We start from the raw sequence: 23870 nt of genomic DNA, 5'->3' as shown, positions 1-23870 counted from the left end.
AGACAGCTCTCCTAAAGGGCTGCCTGCTTTCTTTGCTTATAAGTCTGATTCCGCAATCGCCGTCACAATCGCATCTTCGATCGGTGTGACCGGCCCGGTGATGTAGTTATTGATCATGATCGAGAAGACGACGGGAGTTCCCTTGGTCGTCTCGGCATAGCCGGACAGTGCGGAAACGCCGGTGATCGATCCGGTCTTTGCAGCGACTGTTCCTTTCGTCGCCTCCCCTTTCAGCCGGTTGCGGAGCGTCCCGCCGACCATCCGATCCGCTTCCCCTGCGAGCGGCAGCGATTCGCGGTACGCCGGATACCACGGCTCCTGCTGGGCCCGGATCAGCAGCGCCGTCAATGTTTCGGAGGACACGAGGTTTTTGTGTGACATACCCGACCCATCGCGCAGTACGACCGTGTTTTTCGGGATACCGAGCCGTTCCAGCGTATCTCCCATGACGGCAAGACCAGCGTTCCAGCTGCCCTCCCCCTTTACAGTGCGCCCCATCTCCTTGACGAGCATCTCTGCATGGCCGTTGTTGCTCAGCTTCATGAACGGGATGAAGATTTCGCTCAGCGGCATCGACTCCTTGGAAGCGAGCACTTTGGCCGACCCAGGAGCGGCCGCACGCTGCAGCCCTTTCTTGCCGAGGACTTGGATGCCTTCCGCTTTCAGGGCATTTCCGAATACATCGAGCGTCATCTCGGAAGGTTCCCAGACCGCAGTCCACGAACGGGAGGGGGACGCGCCTGCAGGAATGGCTCCCTCGACGATAATCCGGTTCGTTCCGTGTTCGCGGTGGATGGAAATGGACTTCTTCCCGTCCGCTGCCACTGTCTTCGCTTCGTTTACAATTACTGAGGTTTCTGTTGCGGGTGTCAGCGTCACAGACGGCTTGTCACCGGCTGCGGCTCCCGGTTTTACTTCCACGATGACGGTGCCTGTATCATAGTCTTCGTTCGGTGACAGATTGAGCGCAGATACTTGCGCACCGACGTAATTGAATTCGTCCGACCAGTTCAGGTCCTGGGAATAACGGTCATCGTCGTACCACGTGTCGTCCGCGTACAGATCACCCTGCACTTTGCGGATCCCCTGCTGTTTTAGCTGTTTCGCAAACCCTTGCAGGTCACGTTCCAGCAAGGTGGGGTCCCCTTTCCCTTTCAAATAGAGGTCCCCCTTCAGGACGGGTCCTTTCTGTTTTCCTGTTGTCAAAATTTCCGTCTCGTATGTGTAATCGGAACCGAGGACGTCCAGCGCGGCTGCTCCTGTCAGTAATTTCATATTGGACGCGGGGCGAAGACGGATGTCCGCCATATTGGAATAAAGGGTATCTCCCGTATCGGCATTCCGGACACTGACGCCGGTGATGCCGCCCTTCAGTTTCGGATCCGCCAGCAGGATATCCAGCTTTTTCGATAACGAAATGTGAGCGCTTGCAGGCGGGGCGATGAATGCCGCCGAGGCTGTGAGAACAGGCACTGTATGCTCATAGGCAATCGGCAGGACAGCGACGCCCGCAATCGCAACTGCGAGAAAAGCTTTTTTCAGGAAATGTTTGGATACCATTCAACAGCACAACCTTTCAACTTTTCTCCAGTATACCAAGAATTCGGGATAGAATGATGTTATAATAATGAATAATCGGAATTGATAAATTTGTTGTAACCTCTCACACTAGGCCGCCTGTCCTATAGGAGGTCCGTGGATAGATTACGCTATGCATCTGACCGGCCCTGTATTCGAACGGCTATGCAGAGTCCGGCAGGCGGAAAGGAGCGGTTCCTATGCGAGAGCGGACACAGGACGAAACGGTGAATACGCCTTATGACGGTGTGCATCTTGTCATCATCTTGCTGGTGGCGGGAATCGGGTCCTGGCTGCATGTCCCGGAGTGGATCGTTTCAGTCATGCAGGTCGGCTATCTGTTCGTATTTTCCATTTTCACACGCCAGTTCAGCCGGCAAGCATTCATCCGGTATTCCGGGTTGATCGTGGTGCTGCTGTTGCTGCAGAGATTCGTATTCTCATAAGAAAGGACACAGACGGCAGATTCCGTCTGTGTCCTTTTTGCAATTCATCTTCTTTTTTGTACAGCCTCCCGCACACGCGGCGCAACTTCCGCTCCGAGCAGGCGGATGGCGCTCATCACCTCGTCATGCGGCATGGAGCCGACCGGCACGTGAAGGAAGAAACGTGTGATGCCAAGGTCCTTCTCCAGTTTGATGATCTTCTTTGCGACATACTCGGCATCACCGACGTACAGGGCGCCTTCCAGACTGCGGGCCTCGTCGAACGTTTCCCGTGTATAGGGTCCCCAGCCGCGCTCCCGCCCGAGGACGTTCATGGCATACTGGGTCGACGGGAAGAACGCGTCTGCCGCCGCCCTGGTTGTTTCCCCGACAAATCCGTGCGAGTGGACAGCGATCTGCAGCTTACTGACGTCATGGCCTGCCGCAGCCGCTGTCCGCTTATACAGGCGGACCAGCGGCTCAAACCGGGACGGCTCCCCGCCAATGATAGCGAGCACGAGCGGCAGACCGAGCTCGCCAGCGCGCCGGACGGAGTCAGGATTGCCGCCGCTGCCGATCCAGATGGGCAGCGGGTCCTGGACGGGCCGCGGATACACACCGCGCCCGTCAATCGACGGCCGGTGTGTCCCCTGCCAGTTGACGACTTCGTGATCCCTCACTTTCAGCAGCAAATCCAGTTTTTCATCGAACAGCTCGTCATAATCGGCCAGATCCTGTCCGAACAGCGGAAACGATTCGATGAACGACCCCCGGCCCGCCATGATTTCCGCCCGGCCGTTCGAGATGCCGTCCAGCGTGGCGAATTCCTGGAATACCCGGACCGGATCGGCGGACGACAGGACGGATACCGCACTCGTCAGCCGGATGGAGAACGTCTGCGGGGCAGCCGCTGCGAGCAGGACTGCCGGCGATGAGGATGCATAATCTTTCCGGTGATGCTCACCTACACCGAACACATCGAGACCCACTCGATCTGCAAGCACAATTTCTTCCACTACTTCCCGCAGACGCTCCGCGTGGCTTTTTGTCTCTCCCGTCGCCGGATCCGGTGTCGTTTCGACGAACGTACTCACTCCAATTTCCATTCCTGCTCCCCCTCGTGCTTGTTTGTTGTCCCTATTGTAATCCTTCAGGCGGCTGAATGGCGTGTCAGACGCTCCATTTTTGTACGGACTGCCTTCGACACATTCCTTTCTCATAAAAACCGGAACGTTTCGGGTAGTGGTCCGTATACTCAGACAGGGATGAAATCCAGAACCATTCAAAGGAGGCATACATCATGGAACAGACTCCGATTGTGGAGCTGAAGAATTTATCGAAGTCCATCCGCGGCAAGAAGATCATCGATGATGTCAGTCTGCTGCTGTACCCGGGGCAGATCACCGGGTTTCTCGGACCGAATGGGGCCGGGAAGACAACCACGATCCGGATGATGGTCGGGCTGATGAAAAAAAGCGGCGGTGAGGTGGTCATCGACGGCCAGACCCTGTCCGCCGGTTTTGAAGAAGCCCTGTCCAAAGTCGGTGTCATCGTGGAAAATCCGGAGATGTATAAGTTCATGTCCGGTTATAAAAACCTGCTGCATTTCGCACGGATGCACAAAGGGGTCACCAAAGAGCGCATCGAGGAAATCGTTCAGCAGGTCGGGATGCAGAACCGCATCCATGAAAAAGTCGGCACCTATTCCCTCGGTATGCGGCAGCGGCTCGGTCTGGCGCAGGCGTTGCTGCACCGGCCGAAGTTCCTGATCCTGGACGAACCGACCAACGGACTCGACCCGGCCGGCATCCGGGAGTTCCGGACCTACTTGCGCCGGATTGCGGAAACGGAAGGCGTTTCGGTGTTTGTCTCGAGCCATATGCTGTCCGAGATCGAGCTGATGTGCGACCGGATTGCCGTCATCCAGAACGGGAAACTCGTAGATATCCGGGACGTCCGGGAGACGAACGAATCGCATGTCTACATAGAAGCGATGCCTGCCGGAAAGACGGCCCAGCTCCTGGAGACCGCTGGTTTCCCTGCAGAGCCGCTGCAGGATGGATTCATCATCCAGGCAGAGAAGGCCCAGATCCCCGCGATCGTCCAGACGCTCACCACGGAAGGGCTCGATGTTTTCACCGTCCAGCCGCACCGCAAGACACTGGAAGACCAATTCCTAGAGATGACAGGGGGCGGGCAGATTGCTGAAACTTCTGCAGAATGAATGGATGAAGTTGTGGTCGAAAAAAGGGACCTGGGTGATGGCAGGCCTGGTCGTCCTCCTCGTCATCGGGATGGTCGGTCTTGTCAAATGGACGGAAACGCTGACGGCTGACGACGGTACGCCTGATTGGAGAACCGCCGCCCAAGCCGAACTTACCCAAGATAAGAGTTCTCTCGATGCTGACTTGCTGAAGGGCGAGAGCAAACGGATGACCGAAGAGCGGGTGATGATGAATGAATACCGGCTGGCCAACGATATCCCGCCTATCGGGGATATCAGCCGGGAAGGGATGATCTATGATCCGTCCGTCGGCAGCATCGCCCTGCTTTTGACAGTCATCGTCGCAGCCGGCATCGTCGCTTCGGAGTTTTCCCAAGGGACGATCAAAATGCTGCTGACCCGACCGGTCAAGCGATGGAAGATCCTGACGTCCAAGTACGCAGCCGTCCTGCTGTTCGGCGTCCTGCTGATGATGATTGGTTTCGCGACGACAATCCTCTGCGCGTTCATCTTCTTCCCGGCCGGCGGCGGCCAGGCGCTTGCCGTTTCGGGAGGGAAGGTCGTGGAAGTATCCGTCTGGAGCCATGGCCTCTACGTCCTGCTGCTGTCGTTCGGCAACGTGGTCATCACGGCCTCCTTCGCGTTCATGATCGGCAGTGTCTTCCGCTCGAGCGGCATGGCGATCGGCTTGTCGCTGTTCATCTATTTCACCGGCAACATCGTCGTCTCTCTGCTGAGCCGATTCGAGATTGTGAAGTACCTGCTGTTCACACATATGGATTTGACGATCTATGAGTCGAATTTCCGGCTGCATGATGACATTACACTGCCGTTTTCACTTGCCGTCCTGGCTGTATATTGGGTCATTTTCCTGATCATCAGCTACGGAGTTTTCACAAAACGGGACATCACAGCCTGACCGGCAACCGTCTGCATGTTTCTGCAGACGGTTATTTTAATGCTGTGGAAACGGTCTCCAACATCTTTTCTCACTCCATCTCAGCAAGACCCAACTTTGTAACATTTGTAACAAAACTTTAAAGCTAATGAGCATTTATTGTTTATAGCTTCATTTTGCGGGGTAAAATGGCATAAGAGGAGGGACAGATTATGCAGACAGAGTGCGAAAATTATGTGATGATCCGTGAGTTACATCACCTCAACAAAGAATTTCAACTTGCGCCCGCCCAATTGAAGCCTGATATCCTCACTGACATTAACCTGATCCAAAGTGCCCTCAGCCTTTTGAAAATCGATATGTACCCCACCCTATAATGACTCTGATGACTAGGAACTATCATAAACAAGCACAATCCCATTACGGGAAGACACTGGCGTTAACGAAACCGGCATCCAGCAGAAGATTTCACTGCGGCGAGCGCTGGTTTTTTTGTTTTCTTCCTATTTGGGGCTTTCTGTTATGATAGTGATCATAAATTCCGAGTTTTGCCCATAAACCTGGAAAAGTGATCATAAATCCCTGATTCCGTTCATAAACTCACGAAAGTGATCATAAATCCCGGTTTCCGCACATGAAGGAAGCAAGTCAACAACTTGCTTACTCAAGTAAATAATCCCATCTGTTTAAAACAAAGCAAAACCAGCAAACGGCGCTGTGCCGCTTGCTGGTTTTAAAGTACTCTTATTTCGTTTTCACCAGACGATCATCCAGCACTTCTGCTGCATCGATCGTCTGTCCGGCTGCTTTCATGCCGCGCAGATAATCTGCGAACAATTCACGCTGGAAGTCCGGTGTTGAGGTCCACTCCACTTCTCCGAATGTGTCGAAACCATCACCTTCACCTGTTGCAAGGAAATTATTGGTCGCTACGGACACTTTCATATCCGCGAACTTACCATCCTTATAAAGGGATGTACCGTCATTCAGTGCGATGGAGAGAATCCGGTCACCATGCGGCCGGTCTGCGTCAAACTCGACTTTCAACCCTCCATACTGGATGGTCAGGAAGTTGGATCCGTCTTTCAGCGGTCCTTCCAGGATGGCTTTGATCTGCTGTGGTGTCATTTCGGAGACGACATTGTAGTTGTCGAACGGAATGACGCTGAACACATCACCGTACGTGATGTCACCGCTTTCGATCGCTGCCCGGATACCGCCGATATTCTGGAAGGCAACTTGGGTTTGCGACTTTTTCAGCATAGCATCGCTGATCATGTTGCCGAGCATGCTGACACCGTATCTGCCTTCGGTCGGCGTTCGGGACAGGTCACCTTTTGTCGTGCTGACGACTTCTGCTGCAATCTCTTTCACTTGGTCCTGATAGCCCGAGACAATGTCCGCCACCTGCTGGTCCTCTTTGGTCAGTCCCAACTTCGTTTCCAGGATACCTGATTCCGATGAATAGACCTGTTTCGTCTTTTTGTCCACGAACAACTGGATGTGGCCCATTGCCGCCGTGTAACTCTGTGCTTCCACTACCGGGATGTTGTTGACATGGCCAGAGACGCGCTTATGGGAGTGGCCGCCTACAATGGCATCCAGGCTGCCTTTTGAAGCCATTGCAAGGTCTGTCAATTCACCGATGATTTCATCCGAATCCTTTGCATGCTCACCCGGCAGGTGGGATGTCACGATAACGAAATCCGCGCCCTGTTCCCGGAGCTCTGCTGCAAGTTCCTTTGCAATCGGTGCAGGCGTCGGGAAGGACAGCCCCTCTACATGGGTTGCCAGTGTGGTTGCAGGTGTCAGAGGCGTGGCGAACCCGATGATGCCGATTTTATATCCGCCTTTTTCCACCATCGTATACGGCTCCGCCCAATCGACGCGCTTGTTTGTCTTTTCATCGTAAATGTTTGCACCCATCACCGGGAATTTCGCCTGAGCAATCCGGTCTTTGAGCACATCGACCCCCCAGTCGAATTCATGATTGCCGATGGCTGCCGCATCATATTGGATAGCATTCATCGTATCGAACGTCGATGCACCTTCAAACGAGTTGGAGATGAGGGTTCCTTGGAAGATGTCACCGCCGTCAACAACTACTGTGCCGTCAGGGTTCACCGAACGGAATGCATTGACCAGACCGCCGATGATCGCCATTCCGCCGTTCTGGAACTTTTCGTCGAACTCGATATTGCCATGGATGTCATTCGTCGTGAGGAAGTCGATGACATCGAAGACGACCGGTTTGAATGCTTTGGATGCTTCCTGACGGGTGATCTCTTTTTCATAATTGAAAGGCTTGCCATACTCCACGTCAAACGCACCGCCCAAAATGGCATAGGCGATATATGGTTTCATGTAGGCAGGTATTTTCGAAGCATCTGTATAGTTGTTGAGAATGGACAAATCGACCGAAGGAACTTTTCCGCCTGTTTCACTCAACGTGAAAATGACAGCAAACTGACCTTTCGTGAGCGAACCGTTCGGCTTGAACGATTGTTTCGAATATCCGCTGACCAGCTTTGCCTGAACTGCTTTTGAGACGACGTCCTGGTATTTCCCCGGGACGTCCGTGAATGTCAGTTTCGCTTTCTTCCCGTCCAGTTTCCCCGCACGGTCGAGCATCATCAGCAGTTCCACGCGCTGCAGGGCATCATTCACTTTCAAATCGCCATTCGGCAGTCCGAGCAGGATTCCCTGATCCCGCATCAATTCAGCCGGCTCTTTGACGACCTTGTCGAAATTGGTGTTGGCCTCCGCCTGTCCTGCGCCGAACAGTGTCAGCGCCGCTACAGGTGCAGCCAGTGCCGCAAGCACTTTCTTTTTCATTCCCTCTCCTCATTCCCCTATGAATTAGTGACAATTTGTCCATTTCTGCATGTAAGCCCTTACATATAAAAGTAAGACAGGCAGCTGGACAGCAGTCTCATTGTCAACCATACCAAAATCAGCCAGACGCGACAATATGATTTTAACGACAGAACACAGAAAATCCCCGGCAGCGATACCGGGGACTTCATGGTCAGTCTGACGTGCTTCTCCGTCCACCCACCAGCCCGCCATACATCACAAGCGCGAGCAGGCTGCAGGCGAGGATGACGAGGGCGAGCGGCCAGGCGGACTGGTCGCCCGCGAGCCCGACGAGCGGTGACACGATTGCGCCGCCGACGAACGGCAGCAGGCCGAGGAACGCGGATGCGCTGCCCGCCGACTGGCCCTGCTGCTGCATGGCGAGCGAAAATGCAGAAGGCGAGACGAGCCCGACGCTTGCGACGACGAGGAAGAGGGCCGCTGCGATCAATGCGAGCGGTCCTTCCACCGCGACGGCGAGCAGAAGCAGCAGTCCCCCGGCGATCGAGGTCAGCACACCGGCGAACAGGAAACGTCTTTCACCGAATCTGTGGGACAGCCGCCCGGTCAGCTGTGCGGCCGCGATGATGCCCAGCCCGTTCAGCGCGAAGAACAGGGAAAACTGCTGAGGCGACACGCTGTACATGTTCTGCAGGACGAACGGCGAGCCTGCAATGTACGCGAACATCGAGGCCATGATGAACGCCTGCGTCAACGCGATGCCCATGAACGTGCGGTCCTTCAGCAGACGGGAGAACGTCTTGAAGACGGCCAGCACCCCTTTTTCCGCGCGCTGGTCCGGCGGCAGCGTATCCGGGAGGAAGCCTGCCGTCCCGGCAAACATGAGAAATCCGATGGCCGCCAGGACGAAGAACACGACCGGCCAGTCGGCGTACGTCAGGATGACGCCCCCGGCGATCGGCGCGAGGATCGGCGCCGCCCCGTTGACGATCGACAGCAGCGCCATGAATTTCGTCAATTCGTGACCGGCATACAGGTCCCTGGCGCAGGCTCTGGCGATGACGATGCCGGCTGCGCCGGTGAGCCCCTGGACGAACCGCAGGAGGATGAACGGCCAGATCGCCTCCGAGAAGGCGCAGAGCAGGGAGGCGATCGCGTACACGGCCAGCGTCAGGACGAGCGGCTTGCGCCGCCCGTAGATGTCACTGAGCGGGCCGAACAGCAGCTGACCGGCCCCGAGGCCGATCAGACAGGCGGTCAGGCTCAGCTGGACCAGTGACGTCGTCGCTCCCATATCGGCCGCCACAGCCGGCAGCCCGGGCAGGTACATATCCATCGACAGCGGGCCGAACGCTGTCAGCGAACCGAGGAGGACGACGAGCCAGAATGTCGGCAGCGGCGGTTTTTCAGCTATGTTAGTGTTCATGTATCCCAAATCCTTTGCTATGTAATGGAGAGGCCATGGAACGGAGTATAGCATAGATGACGGGTATCCGAGGGAGTGGTGCTTGAGCGCGGGGTTGGGTTGCTTGAGCGTTTCTGCGGCAGTCTTGAGCGCGGAACGTCTTCCTTGAGCGTTTCCGATACTGCTTGAGCGTGGGCAGGATATCTTGAGCGCCGCACCTCTACGCTTGAGCGGTTCGGCGGTTTTCATCCTGGCTGGCACAAAAAAAACAGGGAAAGAGGATCTCCTCTTTCCCTGTCCATTCAGGTTCCGCAATAGGTCCGGTATGGCACCGACGGATCGGCAGCGGCTGTGAAGGGCTCCTGATCCGCCGAGTAGGCATACGGGTCTGCGAGCACCCGGTTCAGCGCATGCACTGGCTGCCAGTCGCCCTGCTCCGCAGCGGCAATCGCCGCCTCCACCTGATGGTTCCGCGGGATGACGGACGGATTGCTCGTCCGCATGCGGTTTCGAATCGCTTCTTCCGCCGCGGGCTGCTGGCTGCGCCGGGCCTCCCATTTGTTCCGCCATTCCCGGAATGGAGGAAGCGCGAACCATGCCGGCGGCTCCATGGCACTGTCGGTCAGTGCCCGGAATGTGTTCGTGAAGTCGGCTTGGGATTCCTTCATGACCAGAAGCAGCTCTTTGGCAAGGGCTTCATCGTCCGGCTGCTCGTCCAGCAGCCCGAGTTTCGCCCGCATCCCTTGCAGCCACTCCCGTTCGAACAATGTCCCGAAACGTGCGAGCTGTCTCTCCGCAATCCGGATGGCCGCCTCCCGATCGTCCGCCAGCAGCGGCAGCAGGGTTTCCGCGAATCGTGCAAGGTTCCATGACGCGATGCCGGGCTGATTGCCGTACTTGTACCGGCCATGGCGATCGATCGAACTGAAGACGGTGTCCGGATCATACACGTCCAGGAACGCGCAAGGCCCGTAATCGATCGTCTCCCCGCTGATCGTCATGTTGTCCGTATTCATGACGCCGTGTACGAACCCCGTCAGCTGCCACTTGGCGATCAGGCTCGCCTGCCGCCCGATGACACCGGCAAGCAGCTGTTCATACGGATTGTCCGCTGCCGCAGCTTCCGGATAGTGACGGGCGATCGCATAGTCTGCAAGTTCCTTCAGATCCTCATCCACCTGCCGGGCTGCTGCATATTGGAATGTGCCGACGCGCAGGAAACTGCTGGCGGTCCGCAGGAGGACGGCCCCTTGCAGAACAGACTCCCGCTGGACGCCATGCCCCGTCAGCGTCACAGCCAGCGAGCGCGATGTCGGAATGCCGAGCGCCTGCATCGCTTCACTGATGATATATTCCCGGATCATCGGCCCAAGCGCCGCCAGGCCGTCACCTCCGCGGGAGAACGCGGTCGGCCCGGATCCTTTCAGTCCGATATCCACTCGTCCTCCGTCCGGCGTCAGCTGTTCACCCAGCAGCAGCGCACGTCCGTCCCCGAGCATCGTGAAGTTCCCGAACTGGTGACCCGCATACGCTTCTGCAATCGGCTCCGCCCCTTCCGGCAGTTCACTTCCCGACAGCACTGCCGCCGTCAGGCCGTCCTCCTGAAGTCCGAGGGATGCCGCGAGCGATAGGTTCAGCAGTACTGTTTCAGGGGCTGCCGATTCTTCCGGAATTTCTTCTGCAAAGAATGCCTCAGGCAGACGCCTGTACGTATTATCGAATTTCCATCCTGCGCTTGTTTTCATCCGATCACCTCTTTTACTACATCGTACCGGCTATGCTGCAAAATAACACGGTTCCCGCTCAGCCGTCAGAACAGCAAAAGCAGCACGGCGTACCCGGCCAATCCGGCAAAGAAAGCCGGAAAACTGCTTTCCCGTTCTTCCGGCAGCTCCTCTTTCATGACGTTCAGCACGACCCCGCCCGCAAGGAACGCCGACAGCACGGACAGCAGGACGTCATTCACTTCGAACAAAGCCCCGGCCAGCCAGCCTGCAAAAATGGAAACCGCCAGCAGCCACCGCCCGTACCGGTCGTAATCCTCCTTATGAGTCGCACGAAGTCCCTTGTCGTTCGTGATGAAATGCACTCCCATGGCGGTGAAGTAGAAGACCATGCCCCAGTGGCTCTGGTACTCGCCTTTCAGCAGCAAGTACCCGATGATCGCGTTGTAGAGGGCGAACGATCCGATATGGAGCCAAAAGACACCGGCGGACGCTTTCGCTTCCTGTCCCGCCTCGGCATTCTGCTTCTTCGACGATTTCGCGAGCTGCTCCAAGCCATAGAACAAGGCCAGACCGAGCATGGCAATGATATAGATGTGGTGCTCCAGGAAATGCAGGCTCGCCTTCAGCTTGCCCTGCAGCTCGTCCTGATAGTCACTAAGCTCCGGCAGCAGATGCAGGAAGACATAGGCGACCGCAATCCCGCCCGCAATGGACAGGAACCGGCTGCGCGGCGCTTCGCTCAGGAATTTCAAGTTTTTAGAGAGCAGGTGGATGACGATGAAGCCGATTGTGAACACAAGGCTGATCCAAGTTTCCAACTGCGACCACCGCCTTTCTTGCTAGATAGTCTCCTATATCCTGAGAGGGAAGAGATAGTGGTGTTTATTAAATGACAGTTCGTTCGATTCGCAAAAAAAGAGCAGCAGATGATCTCTCCGCTTCCCCTGCTGCTTTTATTGGTCGTTCAGCTTGGCTGTATCGATAATATAAATCGGAGTATCAGGTCCTTCCCCATTCACGATTAGCTGGCCTGATTGTGTAAAACGGGGTTTCACCAACCGGTCCGGTGAGCCTTCCAGCAGGCTGAGGGACTCCATCTGATCGTTCATCAACCGATACAAAGCAACGGTGTCCGACTCACCGTCAGGATGACTGATGGCGAGATAGCTGCCATGAACTGCAAAATCCCCGTCACTCGCCGCAGCAGTCGCTTGGTACTCTCCACTGTCCAGGTCCACATAGCCGACAGCCATTTTACCGGCCTGATCCGTGAACCTGCCGTACACCCTATTTCCGTCCAGCTGAAGACCCGCGGCGTCTGCAGCCTGCAGTTTAATTTCCTTCATATGGCTGCTGGTCTCCCAGTTATAGACAGTCAGATACACGAACACCCCTTCTGCAGTCTCCCGCTGTTCCACGGCTACAAACAGATTGCCTGTTACCAGAGGTTCGCTGTGGCTGACGCCGTCCAAGTCATGGAGTTTTGTAATCTTGCCTGACAACAAGTCTCTGGTGAAATAGGCCATTACCCGCCCGTCCGGTTCTATGTCGTCTATATAGAACAGCCGATCATCCCGAAGCAGCTGCGTGCCGAGTACAGAATCCAGGCCCAGGTGATCACCGGTCTGCCGGTCCACAATGTGCAGAATGTCTGTCTCCCAGACGAGCCAGCGGGCGTTCGCTTGGATCGTCACGCTGGAAAAGGGTGTGTCCGATGGAAGATCCGCCAGCTTTTCATCAGTCCGGTTAACAATAGAATACGTATAGATTCCGTCGCTTTTCGCATGGATGATTTCATCATTTTCCTCTACAAATACTGATGTAATTAAATCTGGATAAGGCGTGTCAGGAATCACCGCTTTCCGGATGACCTCATGTTTGACGGCTTCTTCGAATGCATGCTTATTCTGCATGTGATCAGCGAACGGGATCAGCAATAAAACAGTCAGTACAAGAGCTGCTGCGCCAGTGATCAATGGAACTAAATTTCGGCGCGGTTTCATAGATCCACCTTCGAACCTTTTCTGTGCCCGCTGCAGAGTCTGCTGTTTCAGTTCCTCGGTCATGCCCTCGTCTTGCGGGCAGGCCACTTCCAGCTGCCTGCGGATCTGTTCAGTCATCAGAGGTTCCCTCCTTCAAGTATCCTTTCATCAGCTTCCGCCCGCGGACAAGCCGGGTTTTCACCGTATTTGCAGAGCACTTCAAAACTTCTCCTACTTCAGCCACGGACAATTCGGCATAATAATGAAGCCAGATCACTTCTTTATATTTCAAGGGAAGCCGATCCAGCAGCCGTTTTATCTCTTCTTGTTGTTCTTTGACTGCGGCCTGTTCTTCCAGGTTCACTGAGGAGACGATCCAGGCTCCCGCCTGCCGGGAAAATTCCAACTTGCGGTAATGCCAGCTCTTGAACAGATTCCGGCATTGGTTGATGGCAATCCGGTACAAATAGGTTTTGACGGAGGATCGGTTTTCGAATTCATCGGTATGCAGGTAATACTGGATGAACACCTCCTGGACGATATCTTCCGCTTTCGATGAATCTTTCACGATTGCCCGCACGACGTGCAGCAAGTAGTCGCCATAAGCATCCATCGCTTCTATAAGCTGCCTGTCACGCTCCAGTCTCTCCAACACACCACCCCCAACTCTCTGTCTGTTAGACAACGCACATCGTGTTCCGGTTTCACTTTCATCTGATTTGCGTGAAAAAGCGGGGAGCTGCGATGCTCCCCGCCCACTTTCGCCCTTACTGCTTCAGGTTTCGCAGTTGCCGGGCCAACTCATTGAACTGCCGATCGAGCTCAGCATATGCCGGGCTGCCGGCGGTCGCCAGGCTCAATTTACCGAGTACTGCCTGTAATTCGGTTTCCAGGCGCATCCGATCCGCCTCGATCGGCTGCTTGGTGCCAACAGCTTGCCGGGCTTCCCATTCCTGCAAACTATATGGCACTTTGCGGATGGCTCCGTCTCCGAACAGCAGCAGACCGTCCGCCATCCGTTCTGTGAAATACCGGTCGTGCGAGGCGAACAGCAGCGTCCCGGGATAGTCCAGCAGCGTACGCTCCAGTTCCTCGCGGGACGGCAGATCCAGATGGTTCGTCGGTTCATCCAGCAGCAGGACATCGGTTTTCCGGCGGATGAAATCGAGCAGTTTCACCTTCAGCCGCTCCCCCTGGCTCAGTGCGCCGAGCGGCAGGTGCCACTGATCTGCTGTGAAGCCGAGATTCGTCAGCTGAATGCGGATCAACCCCTGTTCGTCGAACGAGGGAGTATGGAAGTATTCCGCCATCGTCCGGTCATCGGGCAGGTCGAACGCCGTCTGCCGGAGATAGCCGACTGTCATGCCCTCCGACAGCCAGACGCTGCCGTCATATGGCGTCTCACCGGTCAGCATCCGGAACAGGGTCGTCTTGCCGCTTCCATTCGGGCCGGTCAGCGCAAGCCGTTCCCCCGCCTGGACAGTGAAGGAGACATCCCGGAATACTGTTCTGTGGCCGAAAGACTTCCCGGCGCCTTTCAGTTCCAGGACCCGTCTCCCTTTCGCCCGCGCCCCTTCCAGATCGAATGAGACCGCCGTCTCCTGTTCCGGTGCGTCCACACCGTTCTTCTCCAGTTCTGCCGCCAGCCGTTTCTTCATGGAACGGATCTGCACATTCCGTTTCTTGACCTTCTTCCGGAAGTATTCCTTCGAGCCTCCGCGGGTGCGTGAGGAAGCATGCCCTTTCGCCGACCATTCGTCGAGACGTGCGATCTTCTCCTCCGTTTCGCGGATCAGCTGCTGCTGTTCGTCATACTGCTTCTGCTGCAATGCCCGCTCGTGCTCCTTCTTCTGACGGTACTCCGTGTAGCCGCCTTCATATACGTTGAGTGCCCGGTGATCCAGCTCAAACACCAGATTCGCGGTCCGGTCGATGAAATATCGGTCATGGGATACGAAGATAACAAGCCCCTCGTACACGTTCAACGTATCGATAAGCTGTTCAGTACTGTCCGCATCCAGATGGTTGGTCGGTTCGTCGAGCAACAGCACTTCCGCCTGCTCGGCGAATGCCGCCGCAAGACGCATCTTCACCCGTTCGCCGCCGCTCGCTTTGCTGTATGCCGTCCCATCCGGCACATGCCATCGGCTCTCCTGGGCAAACTGTTCCGTGTTCGACCAGTCTCCGGGCTGCTCCGTTTCCTGCTCTTGCCGATAATAAGCGATGGACGGTTTGCGGCCGATCCACTCGACATGCCCAGCGTCCGGCAAACGTTCGCCTGCCAGCAGTTCAAGCAGCGTCGTCTTGCCGGCGCCATTCGGCCCGACAATCGCTATTTTTGCACCTTCCGGCAGTTCGGCCGCCAAACGGCTGAAAATTGTTTTGTCGCCATATTCGGCTGTCAGTTGATGAAATACTCCTCGGTTCAAAGCCATTCCTCCTAGTTGGAGGGAACACAAAAAGATCCCTCCGTGATTTTCCGGAAGGATCGGTTCTGTCGGTATCTTCAAATAAGCCGCACCCGCTGCAGGGCAGACCGCATACCGTGCGGTGCTCTGAGGGTGAAGGCAGCCTATGAAATGGACAGACCAATCCTGTTTTTCGTACGAATCCATCATTCGTTTACGAGAAATCAGAGATCAGTTATCCATCCGCCACCCTCAGCCCTTTCTGTCATATGGTCTTTCCAGTATACCAAACACCGAATAGTTCGCAAGTGGAGAATTATTTCCCGACAGAATCTCTGTATTTCCCGGGAAATAACTGCAAATTCGACAGGCTATTTCCCGGGAAATCGACAAACGGACATTTATTCCCCCATCACCATGCATTCATACCGCCTTTGACGTTGATGACTTCAGAGAACCCTTTTTTCATCAGCAGACTTGCCGCCCGGCCGCTGCGCATTCCGCTCTGGCACATGACATAGACAGGCTTGTCCTGGTCAAGTTCTCCGAGACGTTTCGGCAGGTCGTTCAGCGGGATGTTTTTGAACTCTTTCACATGCCGGCCGCTATATTCTCCCAGCGTCCTCACGTCGATGAATTGATTCCCTTTCTGCTTCAGCAGCGGTTTCACTTCTTCCGGTGCAGCGATCCGTACTCCTTTCGCAGGCATGGTCCGCCATACGATCAATCCGATCACCAGCAGGATCACAATCCAGCCCATCACAATCTCCCCTAACTGTTTTTCATCAAATATACACTGAGGGGTATACATTATCAATGAATCCGCTTGAATCTTCCCGTAAACAAGTCCCGCGAGGAAACGGGACTGCAGGTCATTTCTTATCCGACAGAGCCAGGAAGAAAGTCGCCACCGGACCAAGCAGCAGCGAGAGCAGGAACCAGTTCAGCCCTGAACGGTTCTTTCCTTGTGCCAGAACAGCGTTGATAAGTGCGAGTGTCCCCCACCCTGCGAAATATCCTTCATTCATCAACATCGCCTCCAGTAAGTATATACGGATTCCTGTATGTCGAAGTTTCACTGTTCCGGCCAGCGGGAATCTATCATACATAGTATTTGGCAATATCTATAGTCAATGATTGCAGCGTGCCAGCTGGATCGCCCGATTCCTGCATGTCTGCAGATCTCCAGTTATCGGTGTATACATTCCCTGGAAAATAGAAGGCTCATTCCACCCCCTCTTAGCAGCATGATGACTGATTCCCCCTTTATAGATACGGTCTGCATCTTCTACAGAGAATCTGAAGAATCATCTTTCCTTTCCAATCATCCAGAATTCCTATACCATTTAGTGCGCGGAACTGCTATTCATGCGCAATGATTTTCCGGTTAATAACCCTTGGCAGCATGCTCCTAAGTAATGCAGGAAGATCCGGTGACTTGGTACTTCCTTCATGCCGACATTCCGTTCAGATAAGTCAGTCGTTTTTCAGCCCGCTATGATAGAATAGGAACAGCTCTGAACGCTACTTATTAACGACCCGGCTCAATAATAGGAGTGTCTGTCTGCTGCCGGCACTCCAAATAATCAAATCCACACCAATAAAACTTCTTAGTCAGGACGTGTTGAAGATGAAATCATTACCTCAATCCACCCAGAATCAATTACTCGAAGCCATGCTCGATGGCAGCCGGGTCGCTGCCCTGGTGACCGATCCGGCACAGCCTGACAACCCGATCATCTATGCGAACCGGACGTTTGAACGAATGACCGGTTACCCAATGGAAGAGACACTTGGAAGGAACTGCCGTTTCCTCCAGGGACCAGAGACCGATCCCTCCACAATTGAGAGGCTGCGTCAGGCAATCGCTGACAAAACAACGATCACTGTAGTGCTGAAGAATTATAGGAAAGACGGGTCGCTGTTCTGGAACCGATTGACTGTCTCACCAATGGAAGCGGACGGCCACGAATTCTTCATCGGAACCCAGACGGATGTCTCTGTCGAATACGCCCAGCGGAAGGAGCTCGAGGGAAAGGAGCTCGAAATCGAGGAACTGATGCTGCCGATCATGATGATCCGTGATGACCTGGCTGCCGTCTCGCTGATCGGGGAGATGAGTCCCCAGCGGTTCTCGGTCCTGACCCAGAAACTCAGTGAGTTCGTCCAGTCGCGCGGGGTCAACAATGTCATCATTGATATCACAGGCCTGTATTGGGATCACGAGTCTCCCCTCTCCAGCCTCCTTGCCGTCCAGGATGTGATGAAGCTGATGGGCTCCCGGCTGTACATTACCGGGATCACGCCGAAAGTGGCGCAATTGCTTGCAAGGGCCGGTTCGATGGAAGAACCGCTTCAGACATTCGCAAACATCCGCCAGGCCATTGAACGGATCCAATGATGCTGAACCGGTTGCCAGCTTCCTGTACGCTGTGCTAGACTCATAGACAATCGAATACGATTCCTTCGGGGCAGGGTGAAATTCCCTACCGGCGGTGATGGGCGGCATGCCCTCAGTCCGTGACCCGGCTGCAGTTCTTGCAGACGGTGGATTTGGTGAAACTCCAAAGCCGACAGTGAAAGTCTGGATGGGAGAAGGAATTCAGCGTTTTTCAAATTTTTCATTTGACTGACGCTTATTTTGTCATGCTTATCCGCCCCGCAGCTGTTTTGCGGGGCTTTTTGTGTTACATGAGGAATCCATATCTTGGGAGTGTTGTACCTTTTGGATAGCGAACAGTATATGCAGCTTGCGTTTTCACTTGCAGCAGGCGCAGCAGGACAGACGTCCCCGAATCCGCCAGTCGGCGCTGTCGTCGTAAAAGACGGCCGTATTCTCGGGATGGGTGCCCATCTGCAGGCCGGCGGGCCGCACGCCGAACGCGTGGCGCTCGACATGGCGGGACCGGCTGCGGAGGGAGCTGATCTCTACGTCACCCTCGAGCCTTGTTCCCATACCGGGAAGACACCGCCGTGTACGGAGGCCGTGCTTGCTGCCGGCGTCCGGCGTGTCTATTTGGCTGCGCAGGACCCGAATCCGCTCATCTCGGGTTCAGGGATCCGTCTGCTGACGGAGGCCGGGCTCGATGTCCGGACCGGCGTATGTGAATCAGCGGCACAGGATCTCTATGCACCTTTTTTCCATTTCATCCGAACCAAACAACCTCATGTGACCATCAAAACAGCAATGACTCTGGACGGTAAGATCGCCGCCTCATCGGGGCACAGCCAATGGGTGACGAGCGGAGAATCCCGGCTCGATGTCCAGTCTCTTCGGCATGCCCATGATGCAATTCTCTGCGGCGTCAATACCATCCTTCACGATAATCCCCTTCTCACCGCCAGACTGCCCCAAGGCGGACTTCATCCTATTCGAGTGATTTTAGATACACAGCTGAAAACACCGCTGGATTGCCGGCTTCTGCTGGATAACAGCGCACCTGTATGGATCTTCTGCGGGTGTGATGCGCCTTCTTCAAAAGAGAACGCGCTTGCGGAGGTGCCGCATGCGGAAGTGATCCGCCTGCCGGAACCGGAAGTCGCGATCCCCGCCGTTCTGAAGGAACTCGGCGCCCGCGGCATTGTCACATTACTGGTCGAAGGCGGCGCAGCGGTCAATGCATCCTTCCTTAGCGCGGATGCCGTGGACCGCATCATTGCCTATGTCGCACCGAAGCTGCTGGGCGGATCCGGGTCGCTGACTCCTGTCGGCGGCAGAGACCCGCTCCGCATGGACGAGGCGGCGGAGTTCGAATTCAGGGAGTTTGAACAGATCGGCCCCGATTTGAAAGTGACCGCAGTTCGGAAAGGACGTGACTGAGTATGTTCACAGGTATCATCGAGGAAATCGGCATCGTCCGGCGAGTCAAAACAGCCGGGCAGTCGATGGAACTCACCATATCAGCGGACGTCGTGCTGGCGGATGTCCGTCTCGGCGACAGCATCGCCGTGAACGGCACCTGCCTGACCGTAACCGGGTTTACCGACCGAGACTTCACCGCGGATATCATGCCCGAAACGTTCCGGGCGACCTCCCTTCACCGTGCAGGTTCCGGCACCCGGGTGAACCTGGAGCGCGCCATGCGGGCGGATGGCCGGTTCGGCGGCCACTTTGTCACCGGTCATGTCGATGGCACAGCTGTTGTCCGGGACTGTACTTACACGGAGAATGCGCTCGTGATGGAGCTGACACTGCCGCCTGAAGGCCGTGCCTATGTGCTGCCGAAAGGTTCGATCGCATTCGATGGCACGTCGCTGACGATTTTCAATGTGCAGGACGATACGGTCACCATTTCGCTGATCCCGCATACGCGTTCAGCGACAGTGCTGGCCGACCGGAAACCGGGGGACCGGGTCAACGTCGAGTTCGACATGCTGGCGAAATATACGGAGAAGATGGTGGTCCCCGCGGATCCTGCAAAACAGCCGCTGACCGCCTCGTTCCTGGAACAGCACGGATTCAAGTGAGGAAAGGATGATCAGGATGTTCGATTCGATCGAATCTGCAATTGAGGATTTACGGCAAGGGAAAGCGGTCATTGTCGCGGATGATGAAAACCGTGAAAACGAAGGGGATTTCGTCTGTCTCGCCGAGCATGCGACCCCCGGAATGATCAACTACATGGCGACGAAAGGCCGCGGTCTCATCTGCACGCCGATCACGGAACGTCACGCCGCCCGGCTCGGTCTGCCAATGATGACCGATCGGAACACGGATGCCCACGGAACAGCATTCACGGTCAGTATCGACCATGCCCAGGCGGCGACAGGTATCAGTGCGTTCGAACGGTCGGAAACGATTTTGAAAATTCTTGATCCAGCATCGGTGCCCTCCGATTTCAGGCGGCCTGGCCATGTCTTCCCGCTAGTCGCGCGGAATGGAGGTGTTCTCGCCCGGACCGGCCACACGGAAGCCTCTGTCGACCTGGCACGTCTTGCCGGCAGTGTACCGGCCGCCGTCATCTGCGAAATCATGAACGACGACGGCTCGATGGCCCGCGTGCCGGAGCTGCGGAGGCTCGCGGATGCGGAGGACCTGAAATTCATCAGCATCGAGGACCTGGTGGCCTACCGGCGACAGCACGAGCGGGCCGTCCAGCGGGAGGCGCTGGTTGCACTGCCGTCGTCATTCGGTTCGTTCACCATGATCGGCTATACCGAGCCGTCGACCGGCAAGGAGCACGTCGCTCTTGTGAAGGGGGACGTAACGGCTGGCGGTCCTGTCCTGACACGGATTCATTCCGAGTGCCTGACCGGCGATATCTTCGGCTCGGCCCGCTGCGACTGCGGCCCCCAGCTGCATGCCGCCCTTGCACAGATCGAAGCCGAAGGACGGGGGGTGCTCGTCTACTTGCGGCAGGAAGGGCGCGGCATCGGGCTTATCAATAAGCTGAAAGCATACGAGCTGCAGGAACAGGGCCTCGATACGGTCGAAGCGAACGCAGCGCTTGGGTTTGCCGATGACCTGCGCGACTACAGCGCAGGGGCAGGCATCCTGCAGGATCTCGGTATTTCGGATGTCCGTCTGCTGACGAACAACCCGCGCAAACTGGACGGCCTCGAAAGCTGCGGCATCCGGATCACCGAACGGGTGCCGATCGAGCTGCCGGTGCTGCCGGAGAACAAAGCATATATGGAAACGAAATCTGAAAAACTCGGTCATCTGCTGACCGTCTAGGAGGCAATCGGAATGGGACACGTATTTGAAGGACATCTCGTCGGCACCGGATTGAAGATCGGCATGGTCGTCGGCCGGTTCAATGAATTCATCACAAGTAAATTATTATCAGCTGCACAGGACGGGTGCATCCGCCACGGCGTATCGGAAGAGGATATCGATGTCGCCTGGGTGCCGGGTGCGTTCGAAATCCCGATGATCGCGAAGAAAATGGCGGAGTCGGGAAAGTATGATGCCGTCATCACACTCGGCACGGTGATCCGCGGGGCGACACCGCATTTCGATTATGTGTGCAGCGAGGCGGCGAAAGGGGTTGCCGCTGCCGGAATGGCCTCGGGCATCCCTGTCATTTTCGGCGTCCTGACGACCGATTCGATCGAGCAGTCGATCGAACGGGCGGGTACGAAAGCGGGCAACAAAGGATGGGACGCGGCCGTATCCGCCATCGAGATGGCGAACCTGTCAAAGCAATTCTCTTAAAACTTCCAGCGGTTTCAAGTAGAATGGGTGTGAACGCTTTCAACCACAGTCACCAGAAACCGGGACGGGGACCGTTTTCCGTGCCGGGCAGAGGGAGGTTTGATGAATGACGATCACGTATACATTCGAAACGGACAAGCTGACGAAAGAGAACCTGCAGGCGCTGTTCGAGTCGGTGGAATGGGAATCCGCTTCCCATCCGAATGACCTGTATCACGGCATCCTGAACTCGGATTCCGTGGTCACCGCCTGGGACGGCGGCAAGCTGATCGGGCTTGCGAATGCACTGTCCGACGGGGCCATGGCGGTCTATTTCCATTATGTGCTGACAGATCCGGCATACCAAGGGCAGGGGATCGGCAAGCAGCTCATGAACCGCATGCTCGAGAAATACGCGCATATGCATACGAAAGTTCTTGTCTCCTACCCGAAGGCAGTCGGCTTCTATGAAACGCTCGGCTTCGAACCGGAAGAGACGAGCACACCGATGTATGTCTTCTCGTAACCGAAAAACGCACACACAGCCAGACGGCCGTGTGTGCGTTTTTTCATCGGGTGAAATCTATTTTCTTTGAAAGAGCGAGCATGATCGCGCCGCCGACGGACATCGACAGCAGTTCGCCGACACCGACCGTGAACCACGTGAGCCAGAACGGCATGCCGTACAGCAGGGTCAGCTGGCCCGCCACGGTGAACATCGAGACAGCGAAGATGAGTGCGGTCCAGACGAACTTCGCCTTGATCGACTTCAGCTTCTTCGTGGCCATCCGGCTGATAAGCAGGACAAGGAACGTCGCGATGCCGCCGACCGGCACGTCCAGGAACCAGGTCGGTGAAAAGAAGTTCGCGAGCACGACGCCTGCTGTCACAGCGATGATATACCGTTTGTGGAACAGGGCGAGATAGTTGAACATCTCAGACAGCCGCAGCTGCACTGCGCCGAAGCTGATGACAGCAAGTGTCAGCGTCACAGCGACATACAATCCGGCCACGATGCCCATCTTCGCAAGCTCGCCGACTGCGATCCGCTGCCGCTCTTTTACGAGAAGTGTCATAGGGAATCCTCCTTTGTAAGACAGCTTGCCGACTGTCTTAGTAGTAACTGCGGCCAAAGGAAGAAAGAGCCGATCGCTCCGTCAAAAAGTGCCGCAGTGCAGGCGAAAAACCTGCCTGCCCAGTATACCAGAAATGCTTGTCCGCTGTGTGGATTATTTTGCGGTCCAGCCGCCGTCGATCGGGATGACCGCCCCGTGGACGTAGTCGGATGCTCTGCCTGCAAGATACAGTGTCAGGGCCGCGACTTCTCCCGGCTGCGCCCAGCGGCCGGCCGGTGTTTCGTCTGCGACCTGTGCCGCCATCTCTCCCGCTCCTGCGAAGTCCGCCGCATTCATCGGCGTCTCGATCGCACCCGGTGCGATGGCGTTCGCCCGGATGCCTGCTCGGCAATAATCAAGATCGACCTGTTTCGTATAGCCGATCACCGCATGCTTCGAAGCCGTATAGGCCGCACCGCCACCTCCACCGACCAGGCCTGCAATGGAGGCCATATTGACGAGGACACCCTTCCCGTTTGCGATCATATGCGGGAGGATGGCGTTCGTCGTCAGATACATCCCTTTGACATTCGTCTCCATGATCCGGTCCCAGAGCGCTTCATCCGTCTCCAGTGTCTTCGTGAACCCGTCGAGCACGCCTGCCGTATTGCACAGGATATCGATAGACCCAAACGCCGCAAGTGCCTGTTCTGCGGCCTTCGCGACGTCCGCCGCCTTCCGGACATCGCCCTGCCTGTATGCAAACGTCCGGGGATGCTCCGCACTGAGCTGCCGAAGCCCTTCTGCGTCCTGATCGAAGCCGAAAACAGCGGCCCCCTGTTCGATGAACGCCTCTGCCTGAGCCCGGCCGATGCCCGATGCCGCCCCGGTGATGAAGACCGTTTTCCCTGCAAATTCTCCGTGTGTCATCCGTTCAGTTCCTCCAATCGAAAAAAGCCCATGATTTCTCATGAGCTCAAGTTTTGGTCATTCGACCGTCGTCCAGTCATCCGCGAGTATATCGCAGACTGTCGGGGTGAACATCGTGTAGCCTTCACCTGTGACGTTAATGACGAAATACGGATTCATCGTCAGTCCGTCCAGTGTGCCCGGTTCCATGAGTTTCACATACAATTCAGCGCCGCCCCAGCCACTGCGGATCACCTTGCTGCCCGCTTTCAGGCGCGGCAGGATTTCTTCAAATGTCATCTATTC

24 protein-coding genes and 1 riboswitch are annotated in these 23870 nt (G+C 55.9%); of the genes, 10 read left to right on the top strand and 14 right to left on the bottom strand.

Annotated features, from left to right (window positions below):
• Positions 1-36: 36 nt before the first annotated feature.
• Complete coding sequence (gene dacB / locus BN1190_RS01975; RefSeq protein WP_052461647.1) at positions 37-1560, bottom strand: D-alanyl-D-alanine carboxypeptidase/D-alanyl-D-alanine endopeptidase; 1524 nt, start codon at positions 1558-1560, stop codon at positions 37-39.
• Between the two features lie 218 nt (positions 1561-1778).
• On the opposite strand from dacB, the gene BN1190_RS01970 reads away from it, so the two are divergent.
• A complete protein-coding gene (locus BN1190_RS01970; RefSeq protein ID WP_040285357.1) occupies positions 1779-2024 on the top strand; it encodes a hypothetical protein in 246 nt (81 codons plus the stop codon).
• A gap of 44 nt (positions 2025-2068) precedes the next feature.
• Here the strand turns inward: BN1190_RS01970 and BN1190_RS01965 are convergent, their stop codons facing one another.
• Positions 2069-3109 (bottom strand): LLM class flavin-dependent oxidoreductase, encoded by a 1041-nt coding sequence (locus BN1190_RS01965; protein WP_040285356.1) that lies wholly within the window; start codon positions 3107-3109, stop codon positions 2069-2071.
• Positions 3110-3303: 194 nt separating this feature from the next.
• Here BN1190_RS01965 and BN1190_RS01960 point away from each other — a divergent pair, with 194 nt between their 5' ends.
• The 3 genes from BN1190_RS01960 to BN1190_RS14960 all read left to right on the top strand — a co-directional run bounded on the left by BN1190_RS01960 (position 3304) and on the right by BN1190_RS14960 (position 5502).
• Entirely contained in the window at positions 3304-4227 is a 924-nt protein-coding gene (locus BN1190_RS01960) for an ABC transporter ATP-binding protein (protein ID WP_040285355.1), read from the top strand.
• Positions 4205-5146, top strand: coding sequence for an ABC transporter permease (locus tag BN1190_RS01955; protein WP_040285354.1), 942 nt, complete (start codon positions 4205-4207; stop codon positions 5144-5146). The genes BN1190_RS01960 and BN1190_RS01955 overlap by 23 nt, the downstream gene beginning before the upstream one ends.
• A 191-nt stretch (positions 5147-5337) precedes the next feature.
• Positions 5338-5502, top strand: coding sequence for a hypothetical protein (locus tag BN1190_RS14960; RefSeq protein ID WP_179860731.1), 165 nt, complete (start codon positions 5338-5340; stop codon positions 5500-5502).
• A 367-nt stretch (positions 5503-5869) separates the two neighbouring features.
• Here BN1190_RS14960 and BN1190_RS01950 read toward each other — a convergent pair whose 3' ends face one another.
• From BN1190_RS01950 to BN1190_RS14955, 9 genes are all read right to left on the bottom strand, one after another.
• Positions 5870-7960, bottom strand: coding sequence for a 5'-nucleotidase C-terminal domain-containing protein (locus BN1190_RS01950; RefSeq protein WP_052461646.1), 2091 nt, complete (start codon positions 7958-7960; stop codon positions 5870-5872).
• A gap of 193 nt (positions 7961-8153) precedes the next feature.
• The gene (locus BN1190_RS01945; RefSeq protein WP_052461645.1) at positions 8154-9368 is read right to left on the bottom strand and encodes a multidrug effflux MFS transporter; all 1215 of its coding nucleotides are present in this window, start codon (positions 9366-9368) and stop codon (positions 8154-8156) included.
• Between the two features lie 281 nt (positions 9369-9649).
• Entirely contained in the window at positions 9650-11092 is a 1443-nt protein-coding gene (locus tag BN1190_RS01940) for a protein adenylyltransferase SelO (protein WP_040285353.1), read from the bottom strand.
• Positions 11093-11157: 65 nt separating this feature from the next.
• The gene (locus BN1190_RS01935; protein ID WP_040285352.1) at positions 11158-11892 is read right to left on the bottom strand and encodes a hypothetical protein; all 735 of its coding nucleotides are present in this window, start codon (positions 11890-11892) and stop codon (positions 11158-11160) included.
• A 135-nt stretch (positions 11893-12027) separates the two neighbouring features.
• Entirely contained in the window at positions 12028-13194 is a 1167-nt protein-coding gene (locus BN1190_RS01930) for a hypothetical protein (RefSeq protein ID WP_040285351.1), read from the bottom strand.
• Positions 13187-13711, bottom strand: coding sequence for a sigma-70 family RNA polymerase sigma factor (locus tag BN1190_RS01925; RefSeq protein ID WP_244898658.1), 525 nt, complete (start codon positions 13709-13711; stop codon positions 13187-13189). The genes BN1190_RS01930 and BN1190_RS01925 overlap by 8 nt, the downstream gene beginning before the upstream one ends.
• 112 nt (positions 13712-13823) lie before the next feature.
• On the bottom strand, positions 13824-15485 hold the full coding sequence (abc-f, locus tag BN1190_RS01920) for a ribosomal protection-like ABC-F family protein (RefSeq protein WP_244898657.1): 1662 nt from the start codon (positions 15483-15485) through the stop codon (positions 13824-13826).
• A gap of 391 nt (positions 15486-15876) precedes the next feature.
• On the bottom strand, positions 15877-16224 hold the full coding sequence (locus tag BN1190_RS01915) for a rhodanese-like domain-containing protein (RefSeq protein WP_040285348.1): 348 nt from the start codon (positions 16222-16224) through the stop codon (positions 15877-15879).
• Between the two features lie 112 nt (positions 16225-16336).
• Positions 16337-16492, bottom strand: coding sequence for a hypothetical protein (locus tag BN1190_RS14955; protein WP_179860730.1), 156 nt, complete (start codon positions 16490-16492; stop codon positions 16337-16339).
• A gap of 602 nt (positions 16493-17094) precedes the next feature.
• Between BN1190_RS14955 and BN1190_RS01910 the strand changes: the two genes are divergently transcribed.
• The 6 genes from BN1190_RS01910 (at position 17095) to BN1190_RS01885 (ending at position 22126) form a co-directional block, all read left to right on the top strand.
• Positions 17095-17865: a PAS domain-containing protein gene (locus tag BN1190_RS01910; RefSeq protein WP_040285347.1), complete on the top strand. Its 771-nt coding sequence runs from the start codon at positions 17095-17097 to the stop codon at positions 17863-17865.
• A gap of 57 nt (positions 17866-17922) precedes the next feature.
• Positions 17923-18068: riboswitch (FMN riboswitch) on the top strand.
• Positions 18069-18189: 121 nt separating this feature from the next.
• On the top strand, positions 18190-19284 hold the full coding sequence (ribD, locus tag BN1190_RS01905) for a bifunctional diaminohydroxyphosphoribosylaminopyrimidine deaminase/5-amino-6-(5-phosphoribosylamino)uracil reductase RibD (protein ID WP_040285636.1): 1095 nt from the start codon (positions 18190-18192) through the stop codon (positions 19282-19284).
• Between the two features lie 2 nt (positions 19285-19286).
• On the top strand, positions 19287-19931 hold the full coding sequence (gene ribE, locus BN1190_RS01900) for a riboflavin synthase (protein ID WP_040285346.1): 645 nt from the start codon (positions 19287-19289) through the stop codon (positions 19929-19931).
• A gap of 16 nt (positions 19932-19947) precedes the next feature.
• Positions 19948-21141: a bifunctional 3,4-dihydroxy-2-butanone-4-phosphate synthase/GTP cyclohydrolase II gene (locus BN1190_RS01895; protein WP_040285345.1), complete on the top strand. Its 1194-nt coding sequence runs from the start codon at positions 19948-19950 to the stop codon at positions 21139-21141.
• A gap of 12 nt (positions 21142-21153) precedes the next feature.
• Positions 21154-21621, top strand: a complete 468-nt coding sequence (gene ribH / locus BN1190_RS01890; RefSeq protein ID WP_040285344.1) for a 6,7-dimethyl-8-ribityllumazine synthase — start codon at positions 21154-21156, stop codon at positions 21619-21621.
• A 106-nt stretch (positions 21622-21727) separates the two neighbouring features.
• A complete protein-coding gene (locus BN1190_RS01885; protein ID WP_040285343.1) occupies positions 21728-22126 on the top strand; it encodes a GNAT family N-acetyltransferase in 399 nt (132 codons plus the stop codon).
• A gap of 43 nt (positions 22127-22169) precedes the next feature.
• Here BN1190_RS01885 and BN1190_RS01880 read toward each other — a convergent pair whose 3' ends face one another.
• The 3 genes from BN1190_RS01880 to BN1190_RS01870 all read right to left on the bottom strand — a co-directional run bounded on the left by BN1190_RS01880 (position 22170) and on the right by BN1190_RS01870 (position 23864).
• A complete protein-coding gene (locus tag BN1190_RS01880) occupies positions 22170-22676 on the bottom strand; it encodes a QueT transporter family protein (protein WP_040285342.1) in 507 nt (168 codons plus the stop codon).
• 153 nt (positions 22677-22829) lie between these two features.
• Entirely contained in the window at positions 22830-23585 is a 756-nt protein-coding gene (locus BN1190_RS01875; RefSeq protein WP_040285341.1) for a 3-oxoacyl-ACP reductase, read from the bottom strand.
• Positions 23586-23642: 57 nt separating this feature from the next.
• Complete coding sequence (locus BN1190_RS01870) at positions 23643-23864, bottom strand: DUF2829 domain-containing protein (protein ID WP_040285340.1); 222 nt, start codon at positions 23862-23864, stop codon at positions 23643-23645.
• Positions 23865-23870 lie beyond the last annotated feature (6 nt).

It is taken from the genome of Sporosarcina koreensis (assembly GCF_000826145.2).
In the GTDB taxonomy this organism is placed as follows: Bacteria; Bacillota; Bacilli; order Bacillales_A; family Planococcaceae; genus Sporosarcina; species Sporosarcina trichiuri.
Note: the sequence above shows the minus strand (reverse complement) of the source record. Positions and strands in the feature narration are given on the sequence as shown.

Coding starts and splice junctions, on each gene's coding strand:
- dacB (WP_052461647.1), bottom strand. CDS start 1,560: ATGGTATCCAAACATTTCCTGAAAAAAGCTTTTCTCGCAGTTGCGATT.
- BN1190_RS01970 (WP_040285357.1), top strand. CDS start 1,779: ATGCGAGAGCGGACACAGGACGAAACGGTGAATACGCCTTATGACGGT.
- BN1190_RS01965 (WP_040285356.1), bottom strand. CDS start 3,109: ATGGAAATTGGAGTGAGTACGTTCGTCGAAACGACACCGGATCCGGCG.
- BN1190_RS01960 (WP_040285355.1), top strand. CDS start 3,304: ATGGAACAGACTCCGATTGTGGAGCTGAAGAATTTATCGAAGTCCATC.
- BN1190_RS14960 (WP_179860731.1), top strand. CDS start 5,338: ATGCAGACAGAGTGCGAAAATTATGTGATGATCCGTGAGTTACATCAC.
- BN1190_RS01950 (WP_052461646.1), bottom strand. CDS start 7,960: ATGAAAAAGAAAGTGCTTGCGGCACTGGCTGCACCTGTAGCGGCGCTG.
- BN1190_RS01945 (WP_052461645.1), bottom strand. CDS start 9,368: ATGAACACTAACATAGCTGAAAAACCGCCGCTGCCGACATTCTGGCTC.
- BN1190_RS01940 (WP_040285353.1), bottom strand. CDS start 11,092: ATGAAAACAAGCGCAGGATGGAAATTCGATAATACGTACAGGCGTCTG.
- BN1190_RS01930 (WP_040285351.1), bottom strand. CDS start 13,194: ATGACTGAACAGATCCGCAGGCAGCTGGAAGTGGCCTGCCCGCAAGAC.
- BN1190_RS01915 (WP_040285348.1), bottom strand. CDS start 16,224: ATGGGCTGGATTGTGATCCTGCTGGTGATCGGATTGATCGTATGGCGG.
- BN1190_RS14955 (WP_179860730.1), bottom strand. CDS start 16,492: ATGAATGAAGGATATTTCGCAGGGTGGGGGACACTCGCACTTATCAAC.
- BN1190_RS01910 (WP_040285347.1), top strand. CDS start 17,095: ATGAAATCATTACCTCAATCCACCCAGAATCAATTACTCGAAGCCATG.
- ribE (WP_040285346.1), top strand. CDS start 19,287: ATGTTCACAGGTATCATCGAGGAAATCGGCATCGTCCGGCGAGTCAAA.
- BN1190_RS01895 (WP_040285345.1), top strand. CDS start 19,948: ATGTTCGATTCGATCGAATCTGCAATTGAGGATTTACGGCAAGGGAAA.
- ribH (WP_040285344.1), top strand. CDS start 21,154: ATGGGACACGTATTTGAAGGACATCTCGTCGGCACCGGATTGAAGATC.
- BN1190_RS01885 (WP_040285343.1), top strand. CDS start 21,728: ATGACGATCACGTATACATTCGAAACGGACAAGCTGACGAAAGAGAAC.
- BN1190_RS01880 (WP_040285342.1), bottom strand. CDS start 22,676: ATGACACTTCTCGTAAAAGAGCGGCAGCGGATCGCAGTCGGCGAGCTT.
- BN1190_RS01875 (WP_040285341.1), bottom strand. CDS start 23,585: ATGACACACGGAGAATTTGCAGGGAAAACGGTCTTCATCACCGGGGCG.
- BN1190_RS01870 (WP_040285340.1), bottom strand. CDS start 23,864: ATGACATTTGAAGAAATCCTGCCGCGCCTGAAAGCGGGCAGCAAGGTG.